The 18530-nt window shown below is 38.3% G+C and carries 13 protein-coding genes; 1 reads left to right on the top strand and 12 read right to left on the bottom strand.

The genetic code is table 11. From position 1 onward, the window contains the following. Nucleotides 1–183 precede the first annotated feature (183 nt). From mukB to cmoM, 4 genes are read right to left on the bottom strand one after another with little or no spacing between them, the layout of a single operon-like run. On the bottom strand, nucleotides 184–4644 hold the full coding sequence (mukB, locus tag ABN080_RS00845; RefSeq protein WP_340895829.1) for a chromosome partition protein MukB: 4461 nt from the start codon (nucleotides 4642–4644) through the stop codon (nucleotides 184–186). Continuing rightward, a complete protein-coding gene (mukE, locus tag ABN080_RS00840) occupies nucleotides 4641–5372 on the bottom strand; it encodes a chromosome partition protein MukE (protein ID WP_166539631.1) in 732 nt (243 codons plus the stop codon). Before mukE ends, mukB begins: the two co-directional genes overlap by 4 nt. Continuing rightward, the gene (gene mukF, locus ABN080_RS00835; RefSeq protein WP_349440126.1) at nucleotides 5353–6675 is read right to left on the bottom strand and encodes a chromosome partition protein MukF; all 1323 of its coding nucleotides are present in this window, start codon (nucleotides 6673–6675) and stop codon (nucleotides 5353–5355) included. The genes mukE and mukF overlap by 20 nt, the downstream gene beginning before the upstream one ends. 9 nt (nucleotides 6676–6684) lie before the next feature. Then, the gene (gene cmoM / locus ABN080_RS00830) at nucleotides 6685–7458 is read right to left on the bottom strand and encodes a tRNA uridine 5-oxyacetic acid(34) methyltransferase CmoM (protein ID WP_109408802.1); all 774 of its coding nucleotides are present in this window, start codon (nucleotides 7456–7458) and stop codon (nucleotides 6685–6687) included. Between the two features lie 377 nt (nucleotides 7459–7835). Here cmoM and elyC point away from each other — a divergent pair, with 377 nt between their 5' ends. Then, entirely contained in the window at nucleotides 7836–8666 is an 831-nt protein-coding gene (gene elyC / locus ABN080_RS00825; RefSeq protein WP_349440125.1) for an envelope biogenesis factor ElyC, read from the top strand. Nucleotides 8667–8747: 81 nt separating this feature from the next. On the opposite strand, the gene kdsB is transcribed toward elyC, so the two are convergent. The 8 genes from kdsB to rpsA form a co-directional block, all read right to left on the bottom strand. Beyond that, complete coding sequence (gene kdsB / locus ABN080_RS00820) at nucleotides 8748–9509, bottom strand: 3-deoxy-manno-octulosonate cytidylyltransferase (RefSeq protein ID WP_196553336.1); 762 nt, start codon at nucleotides 9507–9509, stop codon at nucleotides 8748–8750. A 4-nt stretch (nucleotides 9510–9513) separates the two neighbouring features. Next, on the bottom strand, nucleotides 9514–9693 hold the full coding sequence (locus ABN080_RS00815) for a Trm112 family protein (protein WP_004244593.1): 180 nt from the start codon (nucleotides 9691–9693) through the stop codon (nucleotides 9514–9516). A 414-nt stretch (nucleotides 9694–10107) separates the two neighbouring features. After that, nucleotides 10108–10323, bottom strand: a complete 216-nt coding sequence (locus ABN080_RS00810) for a cold-shock protein (RefSeq protein WP_023581324.1) — start codon at nucleotides 10321–10323, stop codon at nucleotides 10108–10110. 519 nt (nucleotides 10324–10842) lie between these two features. Then, nucleotides 10843–11832: a tetraacyldisaccharide 4'-kinase gene (gene lpxK, locus ABN080_RS00805; protein ID WP_349440124.1), complete on the bottom strand. Its 990-nt coding sequence runs from the start codon at nucleotides 11830–11832 to the stop codon at nucleotides 10843–10845. Next, the gene (gene msbA, locus ABN080_RS00800) at nucleotides 11829–13574 is read right to left on the bottom strand and encodes a lipid A ABC transporter ATP-binding protein/permease MsbA (RefSeq protein ID WP_072069672.1); all 1746 of its coding nucleotides are present in this window, start codon (nucleotides 13572–13574) and stop codon (nucleotides 11829–11831) included. Before msbA ends, lpxK begins: the two co-directional genes overlap by 4 nt. Nucleotides 13575–13610: 36 nt before the next feature. Further along, nucleotides 13611–15854 (bottom strand): DNA internalization-related competence protein ComEC/Rec2, encoded by a 2244-nt coding sequence (locus tag ABN080_RS00795; protein ID WP_349440123.1) that lies wholly within the window; start codon nucleotides 15852–15854, stop codon nucleotides 13611–13613. Nucleotides 15855–16399: 545 nt separating this feature from the next. Continuing rightward, entirely contained in the window at nucleotides 16400–16687 is a 288-nt protein-coding gene (gene ihfB / locus ABN080_RS00790; protein WP_006537420.1) for an integration host factor subunit beta, read from the bottom strand. A gap of 63 nt (nucleotides 16688–16750) precedes the next feature. Continuing rightward, nucleotides 16751–18424 (bottom strand): 30S ribosomal protein S1, encoded by a 1674-nt coding sequence (rpsA, locus tag ABN080_RS00785; RefSeq protein WP_036938108.1) that lies wholly within the window; start codon nucleotides 18422–18424, stop codon nucleotides 16751–16753. Nucleotides 18425–18530: the final 106 nt, after the last annotated feature.

Below are 18530 nucleotides of genomic sequence, written 5' to 3'. Positions count from 1 at the left end.
TCATAGACATCACGCTTACATTTAAATGAGATATAGCGCACGTTATATCATTTAAATTTTCATTTTTTTGTTAATTTACTTTCATTTTTTGATCTGTCTAACACTTTGAAAAAAAGAAGGCGCTATGAACATATGCCCGTAACGCCTTCTATTTGCCTATTTTTAGCTGATAATCAAATAAAATTATTCTGTTATTTCAGCAACATTTGATGATGCGATTTTATCTTTTTCTGCGTGTTGACCAAAACCTTTTAAACCCACAACGTGAACATGTTCTGTACCATTGAACACTTTACGGACGAGTTTATAAGTCGTACCTTTTTCTGGACTGATATTTTCTGGTGCCGCAATGATTAACTGCATATCTAAACGATCACAAAGCTCGAATAGCGTTGCAATAGATTTAGCATCCAAACGTGCAGCTTCATCGAGGAAAAGCAAACGACAAGGGGAAATATCTTTTCCTCTTAAGCGCCGAGATTCTTCTTCCCAACTTTGTACAACCATCACCAAAATTGACATACCAGTACCAATCGCTTCACCCGTTGATAACGCGCCACTTTCCGCTTTTAACCACCCTTCTGGCCCACGATTAACCTCGACATCCATTTCTAGATAATTACGATAATCTAACAGCTCTTCTCCCACCGTTTGTGGCATACGTTGCCCAATATCTACTTGTGGATTTAAACGTTGATAGAGCTTCGCCATCGCTTCAGAGAAGGTAAGGTTTTGGTTTTTAAATAAGTCTTGGTATTGATTATCTTCTTCTGATAACACATCAAGAAGCACTTGATGGCTTTCACGAATATTGACGTTAAGTCGAACACCTCGCACTTGGCCAAATGAAACCGCTTGTAAACCTTGGTTTAGCATACGGATACGGTTTTGCTCTCGTTGGATGGTTTTGCGAATAATATTCGCTACACTTCGTGAGCTAATCGCTAATTTCTGTTCACGGCTTGTCAGTTCTTCCGTTAAGCGAGCCAGCTCAATTTCCATCTGTTCAATTGCATCAACTGGATCGTCAGTTTTAATGATATCTTGGCGAATACGCTCTCTTAAATGCTGATATACCGCAATAAAGAACTGAACTTTACGATCAGGATATTTAGCATCTTCAGAACGACGTAATGCATCACGTAAATATTCATTATCAGCAACAGCTTGACGTAATGCACCTAGTGCCTTATCTGACATTGAACGCAATTCATCAGCAGAAAGGTAAGCGAAGTCTCGGCGATGTAAACGACGTTCCATGCCATTTTCTTTCACCAATCGCATCACTGCACACCAACCCGCTTTTGCACTCACAACATGCTCACGAATTTGAGTGTAATCACGCTCAAGTTTACGAATTTTTTTGGTTAAATTATCGCGTTCGGCTTCACTAAGTGCGATATCGCGCTCAAGTTGGCTAATACGAGTACGGTTAGCACTAACGGCAGAATAACGTTGATCACGCAGTTCTTTTGCTCTTACTTCTGCGCCAACATCAATATGTATCCCCGTATCACGCATCTCTTGCTCAAGCTCTCTAAGCAATTCAGATTTAGTATCAAAAGAACTTTTTAATGATGCGAGCACTTGATTAAATTGAGCACATTGCGCTTGTTGTTGGCGATAAAGCTCTCTTGCTGTAGATCGTTCTGTTTCTGCCATCTCTAAACGACGACGTAACTTCTCATTAAGATCGCTATTTTCGCTCACAATCTCAACTGCATCACTATAACTAAAATGCGCACGACGTTGTACGACTTCCACCAACAAGAAAGCTTGTTGTTGATAACGCTGTTGTTCTTCCTTTGCTTGTTCATAGTCTTGCGCTAATTGCTCATGCTCTTGTGGATCACTTTGCAAAATTGACGCAATAGGTTCTAGCGTTGCTAGTGCTTTTTCATGACGCTGTAAGTGGCGCATAGACTCTTCAGCGACATATAGCTCTTCACGTAGCTCTTCAACACGGTCAATCAATGTTTCATCCATCAAGATATTCACTTGAGGGATCAGTTTATTAAGCAGATTCAGTGATTCTTTGGCACGAGCATAATGTTGGCGCTGCTGCTGAGTACTTTCTTCATATTGTGCTAATGCTCTTTCTAGCTCATTACGTCTTTGATTAAGCTGGCGGATATCCTCTTCAGGATCGGCTTCAAAAGCGACTGAAATATGTTGCCCAACAAATTGACTAAAGGCATGGTGTGCTCGTTGAATTTTTTGCACATCAAAAGCTTGCGTTGCATAAAGTTCAGAAAGCTCATCGCGTTGACGAGATAATATTTCTAATTGATTTTCACGCGCAGCACGACCAAAAAGTGGGATCTCAGGATAGCGAGAATAACGCCATTGTCTATCAGAGCTCTTGATAAGAACCGCTTTATCCATCTCTTGTGCATTAAATACACTATCATCGAAAGATTGAGGATCGCCTTCGATAAAATAGAGATCTTCAGGACAATCTTCTAATGTTTCTAATTGCGCCTGAACAAGAGAGAGATCTTGTACTACGATGGCATGACGTGCAGGGCCATATAACGCTGAGAAATAAGGTGCATCATCTAATGTAATATCATCATAAATCTCTGATAATAAAACCCCATTAAAACGCTCTGCTAACGTAATTAACCGCCCATCTTCAGCACCACTTGGCTGACTTAAACGTTCAATTTGTGCTTCAATTTGTTGTTTGCGTGTTGCTGTTTCATCACGTAATACGGTGGCTTCGCGCTCTTTTTCAAGTAACTGTTGCATATATTCAGTTACTTGATGACCTGTTTCAAAAGATTGACGAGTTTGCTCACACAGTTGCGTTAATGCATCTTGTGCTGCAAGCCATGCTGGGGCTTGTTTTTTCAGCTTTTCAATTTGTTGCTTGAGTTGATCTAGCTCTTGGCGCATTTGCATGCGATGTTCACCAGACTCATTAACATAATCACTAAGCTCTTCAATTTTAGCTTCTAACTCATCTTGTAAAATTAAAAGATCATCTGGCTCCATTGATTTGCCATGATGTTTATTAAATTCTTCAAGTTGACGCTGAGCATTGTTTCGCTGATGTAAACGTTGCTCTAATTCTGCTAATTGCATACGAATAGGATGAACCCTATCCGCTTGGTGTCGATGCGAAGACCATTCACGTAATGCCGTTTTGGCGGCACTCCATGCATCTTTACGATCAACCTCACCAACAATAGCGTTAACCAATTTATAAGCTTGGTCAAACTGTGTTTTCGCTGCTTCAGAAACATTAAGTTTCTGTTCCATAGAAAGTAGTGAATGAGTAATGGTCTGAATTTTTGCTTGAATACGTTCAGCCCACTGATCAGCATTACTTTCATCTAAATCAGCAATATCACATTGTGCTTTAGCTCGCTCTAAAGCCTGCACAGCTTGGCGATATTGAATAGCGCGTGTTTGTTGTACATCTAATGCTTGCTGATAGTCTGCTAACTGATTTTTCAGTTCATCGACTTCTTCTTCTGCCGATTCTACTCGTGCTTCAAGTTCTTCTTTCTTAGACGCGGCTTCTTCAACTACTTCACTTTGTTCTTCTAAGCGGAAAGTTATTTCTTCCACATCGGCAACATAACGGTCAATTTTTTCTTGTTGACGAACTGCATTTTGTACTAAGTTTAATCGGTCACTTGCTGCTTGATAATCTGCTTCAAGATCAGAAGAAAGTGCTTGTTGTTCTTCCAGCTCTTTACCCATTTCAACAAAGCGATATGCCTCGTTATTGATGGATTTTCTCTGGCTCCATAATTCACGGCGAACTTCTAAAGCTTCATCAAGATGAACGCGTCGTTCATTTGCATGACGCATATAGTCTGCCGCAACGTAAGATGTTGCTTCTGTGATCAGGTGTTTAAATAAATCACGATCTGATTGTGTGACACGAATAGCTTCAAGCGTCATACGGTTTTCCCGCAACGCACCTTCCATGTCTTGGAATGCTTTCCTGACTCCGCTATTTTCAGGTAGTAAGTAATCACGTAAAGAACGAGTGATCGCACTTGAAATACCACCATATAATGAAGCTTCAATTAAACGATAAAATTTGGCACGATCACTGGCTGACCGCAAGCGCTTAGGGATCACCCCTAAATCAAACATCACTGCATGGAAGTCAGTAATTGAATTAAACTGTCTGAAAACAACCCCATCAATGGCTTCAACTTTTTCTTTTAGTTCATTGAGTGGTAAAACCCGTGCTTGGCGATCTGCAACAGCTTGAGTCAGAATTTCTGTTGGGTTTTCTGCCATTGGCAACCCTTGGATCATAAAGGGTTTGATATCAACTTTTTTATCGCGACCAGCAATCTGCTGTAAACGAACCCCTACCACAGCACGTAAATGACGTGAGTTGATCACATCTAATACAGCGTAACAAACTCCCGGGCGTAGCTTTCCATATAATCCTTTATCACGAGAGCCACTTGTTGATCCAGCTTCAGTAGTATTACGAAAATGCAGTAAAGTAAGATCAGGGATCATTGCTGTGATAAATGCAGCCATAGTGGTTGATTTACCTGCACCATTCCCGCCTGATAATGTCGTCACCAATTCATCTAAGTCAAAAGTGCGAGCAAAGAACCCATTCCAGTTGATCAGTGTTAATGAGCGAAATTTTCCACGTTCAATCATTTATTTTCTTCCTCCGCATCATCTTCACCTGATTGTAATTGCTCATCTTCATTTTCTTCATCATCGTTTGGTGTCTCTGATCCTGTATCAAGCGCCATCGCTTCACCATCACGGATCATTCGCATTTGAGCTTCAAGTGGAGAATCACCACTACGCACATCAGCACCAAAGCGGAACACTGATTCTGTTATTGAAAAACGCTGCAAGTCATTTAATAAGAATGAGATCATACCTAAACGACGTAAACGATTTAGAGAGGTTCTCATTTTTTCTTGTAGCTTTTGCAAATCAAGATCAGAACCGGTGGAACGCTGATTCACTAAACGTAATAATTTATTTTCATCTGCTAACGTTCTTAACTCATCGAATAGTTCTTGAACAGTAAATATACCCTGATTCGCTAATCGCTCTGGACTAAGATAGAGATAACAAAGAATTTTCCCCACCAGCATATCCATTTCAGACAATACAGAACGGGGAATAAGCGTAGTTGAGCGAGGACGTAAATAGAAGAAGCCTTCTGGAGCTCGGATTAATTCAACATTATAACGCGCATAAAAATCTGACAATTCATCTTGAAAGTCCATCAAGAAAGCATGATTATCCAGAGAATCTATACCAATATGTCGACCTGCACGTAACTGGCTATCCAGTTCAGGAAAAAGTGAGTTCGCTAATGCCTGCGCTAGTTTTGCTGGCATAAATTGTTCAGTATGTATCGATGACATGCGCTTGTACCTTAGCTCCATATTCGTTAATTTCTGACCATTTTGCAGGTAATCCTGCGAGCTCAGCTTTTGCTACACCTAATCGTACCACCTGATCAATAACAATACGGGCAACATCAAAATGTTTCTGTTGCGGGTAACGATCAAGATATTCAACTAATACTGAACTGAGATCTAATGCTCGTTGCTCTAATTTGTAAGAAGCAAGCTCTTGCTCTACCCATTGCGCTATTTGTTCATTCACTTCGCTGAACATTTGATATTCGAGTTCTTCAGGTAATTCACCCGTGACTTCTTCATCTCGTAAAGTCAGTTCTTCATCACGCATATCATACAACCTATCTGCATTAGCGTAAGTTAATGCCCATGGGCTGTCGAAATAGTTTTGTACTGATTGACGTAATCGACGAGAAAATATACGGTTTTTATCCATGTCAATCGCAGTACGAATAAATTTATGGACATGTCTATCATAGCCAATCCATAAATCAATAGATTGCTGACCCCAACTAATAATACGGTCTAGCTTACTTTGTAGCTCAAATACTAACGTATCTATTTGATCAACATGACCCGTATTCATGTTTGCTTCTTGAATACGCAATAGATTAGCTTGAAGTTTATCACCTGCGGCTTCAAGCGTATCTTGTAGCTCTCTTAATGTGCCAGAGGTTTCAGATAACAGTTGTTCACAGCTTGATATAGCGGCTTGCCAGTCTTGATTTAATAGCGCTGCAATATCGTCTTTTACTGTATTTTGCTGTTCATCCATTATTCGCTGTGACAAATCAATGCTATCGAAAATTTCTGCGACTGAATATTTCAGTGGCGCAAAAACGTTACGATGCCAATGATATTCATCGCCACCATCTTCAGCAGAACTTGCAGCAGAATCGAGTTCTCCCGCTACAATAGATAACTGCATAGATAAACGTAACGATGAAAACTCACGTTGGCGAATATAATAATCACTAATTCCAATGCCTAACGGTGTTAAACGGTATATTGCATTGCCTTCTACCAATTCACTGGTAAAACGATTAAAAAGCCGTTGCTTAACCATATCATTAATGGCGTTATTGGCACGAACTTGTATTGATTCTGCGGGTTGCTCAAAGCCTTTACAGACCTCTCTAAAGGCATCAATTAACTCCCCTTCACTAATTTCGCCATCAAGGCGTTCACTGTTTAATACAGCGACTGCCATCAAAAAAGCTAATCTTTCAGGTGGCAGTGAGATTGAGAAATCATTTTTTCTCGCCCAAGACACTAACTCAGGAACGGTCTGGGTAAAATCACTCATAGTACATCCTTAATTTACACGCTTTTGTGCCATGACATGAATGTAACGCCCCAGACTGATATAGGGCTCTTGCCGACAATAACGTTGCTCTAATGCAAGCAACGATGGAAAATCTTTATTTTGCAACTGGCGACTTTGTAAATAATCATGAAAAACACGAACTCCCGTTTTTCCTAATATTGTCATTGAAAATTCTGTCAGCCATTGATAAACATCTTCAGGTTGCAATGGATTTTGAGGCGATAATGATTTTTTTCTTCTTCGAGGAATTTCAGGATTTGCCAGATGAAAATTCCCCAATATCGCATTTCTCATAACAATGCCATTCGCATTGTAAAACATCAGCGATAAGATACCATTAGGTAGTAGCATATCGGTAAGAACATTTACGGCGTCTTTCTGATCCGTGATCCACTCCAATACGGCATGAAACAGAATTAAGTCAACTCTTTCATCTATATGCTCTTTAATCTCTTGAGCAGCACAACAAATAAACGTCATGTTCTCAGCAACACCTTCATCAATCGCCGCTTCTTGTGCACGATTAAGCATCTCTTGTGATAAATCACATAAGATAATTTGGTGTCCTAATTTAGCCAATTGGCGAGAAAAATACCCTTCTCCACCTCCGGCATCTAAAATACGCAAAGTGCGATTAGGCAGAAGGGTTAATAATTGTTGTAAATCTTCCCAAATCACTGCTTGGCGAATTTTACCCTTTGTTGTGCCATAGATATTGCGGGAGAATTTATCTGCAATATCGTCAAAATTACGATCTGACATTAAAACGCCTCATGATAACAACTTGCTACTTGCGCTCTTTGCATTCTGATAAATTCAAAAAATATGAGACACTGTACATAAAATTAAGACGGCAATTTTACCAGTGTTCTATGATACTGACTGTTTTCTCTAAAGAAATAAGCCATGAATCAGATTATTCGCAAAGCGCAGTATAAATATAACGCTTATTAATGAAAAAATTAATGTTCGAACGCTTATCGTTTTATAAATAATTTAACGGTTCTTTATTTCTATTGATTAAAACTTAGTGAAACGTTGTTGTAGCGACTATTTTGACACAATGCCTCTGTGATCCCCTAGTTTTCACTAAGCTTTCTCTATCAATTGCATGTATTTCACTCAATTTAGGATGATTTATGCTGTTTTTGCTCAAAAAGTATGTTGCAGGTTTTCTAATGCCCTTGCCTTTACTCTTATTAATCGCCTTTTTTGCCTTAGCTCTACTTTGGTTTACTCGTTGGCAAAAAACAGGAAAAAGCCTACTTACTGTTGTCCTTATTTTATTGACGATGTTAGGCATACAGCCTGTTGCTGATACATTACTAATGCCAAGTGAAAAAGAGTATCAAGCTCGTTATGAATTACGAGAAAATTCACAACAAGATGTGAACTACATTGTTGTTTTGGGGGGTGGATTTACTTATAACCCAGATTGGGCACCCAGTTCTAATCTTCTTAATAATAGTTTGTTTCGTGTTGCTGAAGGTGTAAGGCTCTATTATCGCAATCCTAATTCGACACTGATTTTTACAGGTGGTGCAGGTGTTAATCAAATAAGTAGTGCAGAGGTGGCAGCTCAGGTGGCACAATCTTTAGGTGTACCTCCTGAAAGAACTATCGCATTATCAACACCGAAAGATACTGAAGAAGAAGCCTATGAAGTTGATAAATTAATTGGTAAGAAACCATTTTTACTTGTGACGTCTGCTAACCATTTAGCACGCGCTGAACGTTTCTTTTTAGCTAGAGGCATGAAACCTATCGTTGCACCAGCTAACCAATTGGCTATCACTTCGCCATTACATCCTTGGGAGAAATATTTCCCTTCAGCGACCTATTTTCAACATAGTGAACGTGCATGGTATGAGTTTTTAGGCTCAATATGGCAATCAGTAAAACCAGCAGGACAACCCACCACTATTCCTAAAAATGAAAGTCATCAATCTGATGAAGAAGCAAACCAATAATTAAAAAATATCATTACAGACTGATACAAAAACGGCACTTAATTGAAGTGCCGTTGAAATTTATTTGTGTCCGTTAAAAGATCAGAACTCTTGGTTTAGTGCTCGATATGCAGCTCTGGCTGCGACGAGATCATCTTGAGTATCAACACCCACGCCTGGAACTTCTAATGCTTTTGCAACATGGATTTTTTCGCCATACCACAACACCCGCAGTTGCTCTAACATTTCAATAGATTCTAATGGGCTTGGTTCCCAAGTAATATATCGACGTATAAAACCTGCGCGATAAGCATAAATCCCAATATGGCGTAAGTAATGCTCACCAATTTCATCGTGTGATAAGTTAAAACGGTCTCTTTCCCAAGGAATGGTTGCACGAGAAAAATAAAGTGCGAAACCTTTTGCATCCATCACTACTTTCACAGCGTTAGGATTAAAAGCTTCTTTTGAATCAACAATAGGCACTGCTAATGTTGCCATTCCGGCACCACAACTTGCTAAATTTTCAGCAACTTGAGTAATAATTACGGGAGGAATAAGAGGCTCATCACCTTGTACGTTAACGATTATCTCGTCATCTGCAAATTGGTATTTTTCAATGACTTCAGCTAAACGTTCTGTACCCGAATGGTGATCTTCTCGAGTCATACACGCTTCCCCACCCGCCTTTTCCACAGCGGCAACAACATCTAAGTTGTCGGTTGCGACAATGACACGGTTTGCTCCAGAACGCATAGCCTGTTCCATAACACGAACAATCATAGGCTTACCGTGAATATCCGCGAGGGGTTTACCCGGTAAGCGGGTCGATGCATATCGACCAGGGATTATGACCGTGAACATGAAGTTACTTTTCCTCTTCTAGTGATAATTCTCTTGCTTCATTCTCCAGAAGAACGGGGATATTGTCACGAACAGGATAAGCTAAATGATCAATTTTGCAGATAAGCTCTGAATTTTCTTTATCAAAGATAAGTTTGCCGTGGCAAACTGGACAAGCAATAATTTCAAGTAAGCGGTGATCCATTTTGTCCCTCTCAAGGGTTAATCATTTTATATAGCAAAAGGATATCATAAGGAAGGATCTGCGTTAATACTCAAAGCCTCTCGTTTAGTGATAATTCGAAAATTATTTTAGTTATTAATAAATTTATTATTTTCTTTTTTACTATAGGCAACAAAAAAGCCACATTAATGTGGCTTTTTATCGTTGAGTCTGCAACATCATTAATAAAGAATTACATTCCGCTTTTATTGATAATAATTTAACCTTTTTATTATCTTTATTGCATTCTAATTAACGTTATAACTCTTTTATATTACTTATTCGGCTTGGTAGTAAGCTATTTGACCTTACCTGCCCCAAAATAGGTATAAACGATAATTCAATCTCAGTGTTAAACTATCGTTTCAACTACATCATCAACAAGGTAAACCTTATTTAAAATCCGATAACATCAGCGGCTTCCAAGCCAGCGGCTGTTCTGATAACAGAAAATTCAACGTCTTGACCTTCTGTTAATGCTTTGTTTTTTGTATTGGCAATCGCTTTTTTATTGACATAAACTTCTTGTTCAATATCTCTTGCAACAATAAGACCATAACCTTTGTTATTGTCAAACCATTTTACGCGACCCATTCTTAATTGTAATGTCATGATAGATAAACTCCTTTTGTTCTTCGTATAGTTTTTATTTTTCTATACTAATGCATCCTACTTTTTATTATGTCTTCTTATATAAAACCCCAATTAAATTCTGAACACATTAATTTAAGTAGTGCATTTTATTATTTAATATAAATGTTCAAAACCATGATAGCTAAGCTTAATGAATATTCTAAGGCTCAATCAATATTTACAGTATCAACATGACAAAACGATGACATGAGAAAAATACTTTATTGTGCACCTATAAATAAAATAATCATATATAAGGATTAATAATCACCATTTAAAATAGTTTCTACAATCCATTAGGTACAAAGCCAATTGCATTCACAGCATAAAAATACTACGTCTACATTAAAGATCCACAAAATCTCCACACAAGGCTTTTGAGTAGATAGGGTATTGGCGAGTTAAATTGAACTACGACAAAAGCGATATGCGACTGTGGGTAGGTAATCTTTTATGTAACGCTATCCTGATTTCCACTATAAATATCATTGTTTCAGATCAGATACAAGTTTTTTTCGAGCTGTAAATTAAATTGCTGACTTGTTTTAGCACCGATTGACTATTTAATTCAGCACTGACTGGCAAATACCACCAATTATCTTGAGCAAAATGCTGACATTTAACAGCATCTTTTTCTGTCATAATAAGGGTTTCATTGAAAGGTGTTAAATCTTGTAATTCTTTGGCACTGTAATCACTATGATCACTAAATGCTTTAATTGAAATTAATTGAATTCCTTTTTCACGCAAAGAATTAAAAAAACGAGGGGGATGACCAATTCCGGCTATTGCTACCGCTTTAGCGATCTGTTGAACTGGTTTTTTCTCACCTGTTTTAAGGTTCACCACAATATCACCCGCTAAAACCATAGCTATCTCATTATCTTGGCTTAAACCACCATTAACGATAATTGCATCAACTGAATGTAAGCGACTCGCTCGTTCCCGCATAGGACCAGCAGGAAGCCACCAGCCATTACCAAATCGACGCTGCCCATCAATAACAACAATTTCATAATCACGCTGTAGTGCATAATGCTGTAAGCCATCATCAGTGATAATTACATCAAGTTCATGTTGCGCTAATAAGGCTTTTACTGCATCTCGTCGATTAGGTGCAACCGCAACGGGTGCACCTGTTCGATGATAAATTAACACAGGTTCATCACCTGCCATTGCAGGTGGGGTCTCTGATGTTAGCAGTAATGGATAATGATCTGATTTTCCGCCATAACCACGGGAAACAATGCCTGGTTTAAATCCTTGCTGTATTAATTGCTCAACGAGCCATATAACAACCGGTGTTTTGCCATTGCCACCTGCTGTTAAGTTACCAACAACCACAACAGGAACAGAAGCTTTCCATGATGACAACCATCCTTTTTGATATGCAAAGCGCCTTAATAGAGTAATTGCACCGTACAACCATGAAAATGGAAGTAAGAGGAAATAAAACCAAGATTTACCAGACCAAATCCGTTCAATCATTTACCAAATTGCATCCTGTGAAGTTGGGCATAAACACCTTTTTGATCGATTAAATCAATGTGTGAGCCACGTTCAACAATTTCACCATCTTCAATAACTAAAATTTCATCTGCTTTTTCAATGGTTGATAGGCGGTGAGCAATTACTAAAGAGGTTCTATTTTTTTGCAGTTCATCAAGTGCAGATTGAATAGCTCGTTCTGATTCTGTATCAAGTGCCGATGTAGCTTCATCAAGGATAAGAATTGGTGAGTCACGTAGTAAAGCCCTTGCTATCGCGATACGTTGACGCTGTCCCCCCGAAAGCAGAACACCATTTTCACCAATTTCAGTATCTAGGCCTTTATCCATTTTATTAATAAAGTCCATTGCATGTGCCATTTTGGCTGCTTTTTCGATATCGTCACGACTGTATTGGTCTTCACACGCATAAACAATATTGTTTGCTACTGTTTCATTAAATAAGTGAACATTTTGAGAAACAAGAGCAACTTGATTACGTAAAGATTTCAATGTGTATTCACGAATATCATGACCATTAATCAATATTTGTCCTTCATTGATATCATAAAAACGTGTGATCAGATTAGCTATTGTTGACTTGCCGGAACCAGAACGCCCCACTAATGCAACAGTTTTTCCTGCTGGAATAGTAAATGACATATTTTTCAAGGCAGGTGTATCTTTTGTCACATATTGGAAAGTCACATTACGGAATTCAATATCACCCGTTGGTTTTTTCAGTTCTAGCTTACCTGTATCTTTCTCTTGTTCCATATCGAGAATAGCAAATAAGGTCTGACAAGCCGCCATACCTCTTTGGAACTGAGCATTTACATTCGTCAATGATTTCAATGGGCGCATTAATGCAACCATTGATGAGAAAACAACAGTGATTGTACCTGCGGTTAATGTATCCATAATGTCAGGGAAACTCGCCGCGTATAGAACAAATGCTAATGCGAAGGAAGCAATTAATTGAATAATAGGATCTGAAATTGACGATGCAACAACCATACGCATACCTTGACGACGAATATGGTTACTCACATGATTAAAGCGCTTATTTTCGACTTCTTGCCCATTAAAAATAAGCACTTCTTTATGCCCTTTCAGCATCTGTTCAGCACTAGTTGTTACTTGTCCCATGCTATTTTGGATACGTTTACTGATCGTTCTAAAACGTGTTGATACCAAACGAATAACAATGGCAACAATAGGGGCAATAACAATGAGGATCATGGATAATTGCCAACTATAATAAAACATCAAGCCAAAGAGCCCAATAATGTAGGCACCTTCACGAACAACTGTAATTAATGCACCTGATGATGAAGACGCAACTTGCTCTGAATCATATGTAATACGAGAAAGCAAAGTTCCTGTTGATTGCTGGTCAAAAAAGCTCACTGGCATTCCCATAATATGGGAAAACAGTCGGCGACGCATATTCATTACAACTTTCCCAGATACCCAAGAAAGGCAGTAACTTGAAATAAAGTTAGATATACCACGCAGAACTATCAGTCCAATAACAGCAATCGGCATCCATTTTAATACGTCATTACTTGCTTTACCAAAACCTTCATCAAGCAGTGGTTTTAATAAAGAAATCATAAATGCATCCACACCCGCATTGACGATTAATGCAATTGCTGCAGCGATCAAACCCGCTTTGAAAATCCGAATCATCGGCCATAAGCGTCGGAATGTTTGCCACGTTGATAGGTCTATATCATTCATATATATTACCAAACTTTTAATAATTAGCCGGCCATTCTACTCGGGAAACGTCAAAACACCAAACCACTGATGATACCAACGAGGTAAAATATCTCGTCTATAGGTAAATACATCAATATTGTCTTGATTAAACTCGATCGATATCTGCCCACTAATAGAGGTTGTTAGCCAATTAATCGCTTCTTTTTTATAACGAAGGTGTACTTTATCAGAAGGTAAACGCCAAAGGCTATAACGAGCGGCAGAAACGAGTGCAAATTTGGGCGATACTGTTTGGATAAACGCCAATGTGGACGATGTTTGGCTACCATGATGAGGAACCTGCAAAATATCAGCACTTAACTGGCGTTTTTTTGACCTCGTTAATTGAATTTCAGCCTCTTTTTCAATGTCACCTGTCAACAGGATATTATGTTTACCATCACTTACATTGATCACACATGATTGATTATTTTTAGGTGAAAGAACTTTATTGGGTGGCCATAATGCCTCAAACTTAATCCCTTTCCATTGCCATGATCCCCCCTGTAAACAGGGTAAATGTGAAGAATTATCAAAACTACTACGAAGTGTTAAATTAGGATAAGCCATCATTAAATCATTAATACCACCAGTATGATCTAAATGATCATGGCTGATTATTAATGCCACTGGATTAAGTCGATGATATTTTAAATAAGGAATAATGACACTTTTTGCAATTGAACCACCACTTTTCCAACGTATTCCTGTGTCATAAATAATCGCTTCTCTGTCTTTTTCAAGAATAATAGCTAAACCATGACCAACATCTAGCATAGACATACACCATTGATAACGCGAGAAAGTAGTGAATTCACAATATAAAAGAATACCACTAGCAATAAGCAAAATAAAATGATGACGCCACCATGACATTTTTATAATTAAAAGAATACCAACACCGAGAAATCCCAATAAAAAAGGAATAGCACCACTATATTGCCAATAAGGTAAAAATAAAGGAGCACACCAAAAAGCAAGATTAATAGAAAGATCAACCCAGTGCCAAATTATTGGTTGTATAAATGAGAAAAAAGATGTCAATAATCCAAACATTATTAACGGTACGGTAATAAATGAAATAATAGGAACTGCCCATAAATTAACGATAAAACTAAAAAAATTAGCACCACCAAATAAATAAAATTGAAAAGGTAATAAAATAATTAACAATCCAAATTGTAAGTGAAGTAGCCTTAAAATAAACCACCGTTTTTGATAATTATATTTAGCTTTTAATGGATACATCCAATACCAAAAAATAATGGCAAATACAGCTGAAAATGAAAGCCAAAAACTGGCTGAAAGTATTGATAGTGGCTCAATAATCAAAATAAGAGCAGCGCTCCAGAGAGCCCATTGCCAAGGCAGAAATAACCGGCTTTGCCAATATAAAATCACCCAAACACTTAATCCGATAACAGCTCTTGTTGCAGGTATTCCCCAACCCGATAAAGTTGCATAAAATACACCACATCCCCAAGCCATTAACAATGGAAATTGTGTATTTATCCATTTAATAGGAAATAAGAACTGAATACCCCTTGCTATAACCCACCCTACAAGCGCGGCTAATCCAATATGTAATCCCGATATAACAATAAGATGTGCAACTCCCGTTTTCATATAAAGATCTTTTTTTTCATGATCTATATCGCGTTTATCACCTAAAACTAACGCAATAATCTCACCTTTATTTTTTGCTGTTTGCCAATAGGTTAAAAGTGAATGAATAAATTGAGTACGTAGCGAAACATCTGCATAAACGAATGTAGCTGACATCACTTTTCCCGCTAAGGTTTCTTTCTTAGAAACTGCATATTTTTGGCTATCAAATCCCCCTTCATTTAAATAGCTATGTACAGCTTTAAATTGAATTTTAAACTTCCAAAACTGCCCTACTTCAATATTTTTAGGTGGATTTCTCCAATATACGTTAGCGTAAATAGAAGATGAAAAAGATGTCTCTTTGGGAATGGGAATTTTGATAATAATATTACCATCTGATAATTGACGATATTCAACAATATTTGTTTCAAATGACACAATATTATCAACAAGTTGAACTGTTCTTGCCATCAATGAGTGTGCGATAAGATTAGAATAAACCCAGAAAAACAAAAAAAATGCTAAGAAACGAATTAATGAAAAAGGAATAAATAATAAGAATACTGCAATAATAATTGCAATATAATAAGTCGTTAAACTAAAAAGCGTATACTGAAATAATAAAGGTAAACAACCTAATAATATTGTCAAAGCAATACTATCTAAACTCAGTGTTGTGAAGTAAAACTGTTTAAAATATTTTGAATAAAAGAAGTGTTGTTTTATTGATAATATTTTCAACCTCAAAATACTTATTATTCCTCTCAATAGAATCATTTTTGCATCCCTTCATAAGCATATCTAAATATCATGAAGTTATATTTTTATTAAAGGTAGCTCTTTAGAGCATTTTTTTGTACTTCGCTATAAAAAGAAAATTCTTTATTGTCGTATACACTATATTTTGAGAAGAAACTCGAAAAAAACAAAACAAGTCAACAATTGTGATAATTAAATAAAGAAATAACGAGAGAAGTACAATAAAGTAACACAAAGAAAAGTAAGTAAAGAGAATAAAAAGGGGAACGAAAAGGAAAATAAGTAGATATGGTAAATGAAGTAAAGGACTAACAATCAAAAACTAACGTATGTAAGTAATCAAAAATAATCAACACAAATAAAAGATAATAAAAAACGGCACCGAAGCACCGTTTTTGAGAAAGTTAACTAACATCGTGCCATTTCGACAGGAGTTATTATTCCGTATAAATATTTACACGGTCACGTAACTCTTTACCTGGCTTAAAGTGTGGAACGTATTTACCTTCCAGATCTACTTTATCACCAGTTTTCGGGTTACGACCCGTACGCGGCGCACGGTAGTGTAGAGAAAAACTGCCGAATCCGCGGACTTCGATACGCTCACCATCAGCTAAAGTATCAGCCATATGATCAAGCATTTCTTTTACAGCTTCTTCAACCGTCTTAGCCGAAAGATGAGATTGTAGGCCTGCAAGTCTCTCGATTAACTCAGACTTGGTCATATTACCTCCCTAAACTACCGATATATAGGCAACGATTAACGTTGCCTCCGTTAATAACTTAAATTATTCGCCTTTAGCTGCTTTGAAAGCTTCAGCCATAGCGTTGTTTGAAAAACCAACTTCTTCTTTGTTGTTTACAGAAGCGATAGCGTCTTTCTCGTCTGCTTCGTCTTTAGCACGAACAGATAAGTTGATAACGCGGTTTTTACGGTCAACGCCAGTGTATTTAGCTTCAACAGCTTCGCCAACATTCAGAACCAGAGTTGCATCTTCAACGCGGTCACGTGAAGCTTCAGAAGCACGCAGGTAACCTTCAACACCGTCAGCTAATTCTACAGTTGCACCTTTAGCGTCAACAGCAGTTACTTTACCAGAAACAATAGCACCTTTTTTGTGAGCAGACAGGTAATTATTGAATGGATCTTCTGATAATTGTTTAACGCCCAGTGAGATACGTTCACGTTCAGCATCAACTTGCAGAACTACAGCAGCGATTTCGTCGCCTTTTTTGTATTCACGAACTGCTTCTTCACCTGCAACATTCCAAGAAATGTCAGATAAGTGAACCAGACCGTCGATACCGCCGTCTAAACCGATGAAGATACCGAAGTCAGTGATAGACTTGATTTTACCTTCAACACGGTCGTTCTTATTGTGAGTTTCTGCGAACTGCTGCCATGGGTTAGATTTGCACTGTTTCAGACCCAGTGAAATACGGCGACGTTCTTCATCGATGTCAAGAACCATAACTTCAACAACATCACCAACGTTAACAACTTTAGATGGGTGAATGTTTTTGTTAGTCCAATCCATTTCAGAAACGTGTACCAGACCTTCAACGCCTTCTTCGATTTCTACGAAGCAGCCGTAATCAGTCAGATTAGTTACACGACCAGTCAGTCTAGTACCTTCTGGATAACGTTTAGCGATAGCTACCCATGGATCTTCGCCCAGTTGTTTCAGACCTAATGATACGCGAGTACGTTCACGGTCGAATTTCAGGACTTTAACAGTGATTTCGTCGCCAACATTGACAATTTCGCTTGGGTGTTTAACACGTTTCCAAGCCATGTCAGTGATGTGCAGTAAGCCGTCAACACCGCCCAGATCAACGAATGCACCGTAGTCAGTAAGGTTCTTAACGATACCTTTAACTTCCATGCCTTCTTGCAGGTTTTCTAATAACTGATCGCGTTCTGCGCTGTTTTCAGATTCGATAACCGCACGACGAGACACAACAACGTTGTTACGTTTTTGGTCTAATTTGATGACTTTGAACTCAAGCTCTTTGTTTTCCAGATGAGTTGTATCGCGAACTGGGCGAACGTCTACCAGTGAACCTGGTAAGAACGCACGAATGCCGTTCAGTTCAACAGTGAAACCACCTTTAACTTTACCGTTGATGATACCAACAACAGTTTCGTTTTCTTCGTAAGCTTTTTCCAGCATCAGCCACGCTTCGTGACGTTTAGCTTTCTCACGAGACAGAACGGTTTCACCGAAGCCATCTTCAACCGCGTCCAGAGCAACATCAATTTCGTCGCCCACTTGGATTTCTAATTCGCCTTGAGCGTTTTTGAATTGTTCTACAGGAATAGCAGATTCTGATTTCAGACCTGCATCAACCAGAACAACGTCTTTATCGATAGCAACTACAACGCCGCGAACGATAGCGCCAGGACGAGTTTCGATTGTTTTTAGGGATTCTTCAAAGAGTTGAGCAAAAGATTCTGTCATGTTAATGATCTTCAAGTAAATTTAATTAACGTCCATTTAGCATCCGGCCGAATGGGGTTGTTTCACATACCTCGTTACATCCTTTGTGACAAGGTCATCGGGCATT

Origin of the sequence: Proteus sp. fly-1089 (assembly GCF_040138965.1) — a bacterium.
GTDB lineage: Bacteria > Pseudomonadota > Gammaproteobacteria > Enterobacterales > Enterobacteriaceae > Proteus > Proteus vulgaris_B.
This window is presented reverse-complemented; position numbering and strand designations above follow the sequence as displayed.

What these genes read in the sequence shown, in the direction of transcription:
- mukB (WP_340895829.1), bottom strand. Translation starts at nt 4,644, where the DNA reads ATGATTGAACGTGGAAAATTTCGCTCATTAACACTGATCAACTGGAAT.
- mukE (WP_166539631.1), bottom strand. Translation starts at nt 5,372, where the DNA reads ATGTCATCGATACATACTGAACAATTTATGCCAGCAAAACTAGCGCAG.
- mukF (WP_349440126.1), bottom strand. Translation starts at nt 6,675, where the DNA reads ATGAGTGATTTTACCCAGACCGTTCCTGAGTTAGTGTCTTGGGCGAGA.
- cmoM (WP_109408802.1), bottom strand. Translation starts at nt 7,458, where the DNA reads ATGTCAGATCGTAATTTTGACGATATTGCAGATAAATTCTCCCGCAAT.
- elyC (WP_349440125.1), top strand. Translation starts at nt 7,836, where the DNA reads ATGCTGTTTTTGCTCAAAAAGTATGTTGCAGGTTTTCTAATGCCCTTG.
- kdsB (WP_196553336.1), bottom strand. Translation starts at nt 9,509, where the DNA reads ATGTTCACGGTCATAATCCCTGGTCGATATGCATCGACCCGCTTACCG.
- ABN080_RS00815 (WP_004244593.1), bottom strand. Translation starts at nt 9,693, where the DNA reads ATGGATCACCGCTTACTTGAAATTATTGCTTGTCCAGTTTGCCACGGC.
- ABN080_RS00810 (WP_023581324.1), bottom strand. Translation starts at nt 10,323, where the DNA reads ATGACATTACAATTAAGAATGGGTCGCGTAAAATGGTTTGACAATAAC.
- lpxK (WP_349440124.1), bottom strand. Translation starts at nt 11,832, where the DNA reads ATGATTGAACGGATTTGGTCTGGTAAATCTTGGTTTTATTTCCTCTTA.
- msbA (WP_072069672.1), bottom strand. Translation starts at nt 13,574, where the DNA reads ATGAATGATATAGACCTATCAACGTGGCAAACATTCCGACGCTTATGG.
- ihfB (WP_006537420.1), bottom strand. Translation starts at nt 16,687, where the DNA reads ATGACCAAGTCTGAGTTAATCGAGAGACTTGCAGGCCTACAATCTCAT.
- rpsA (WP_036938108.1), bottom strand. Translation starts at nt 18,424, where the DNA reads ATGACAGAATCTTTTGCTCAACTCTTTGAAGAATCCCTAAAAACAATC.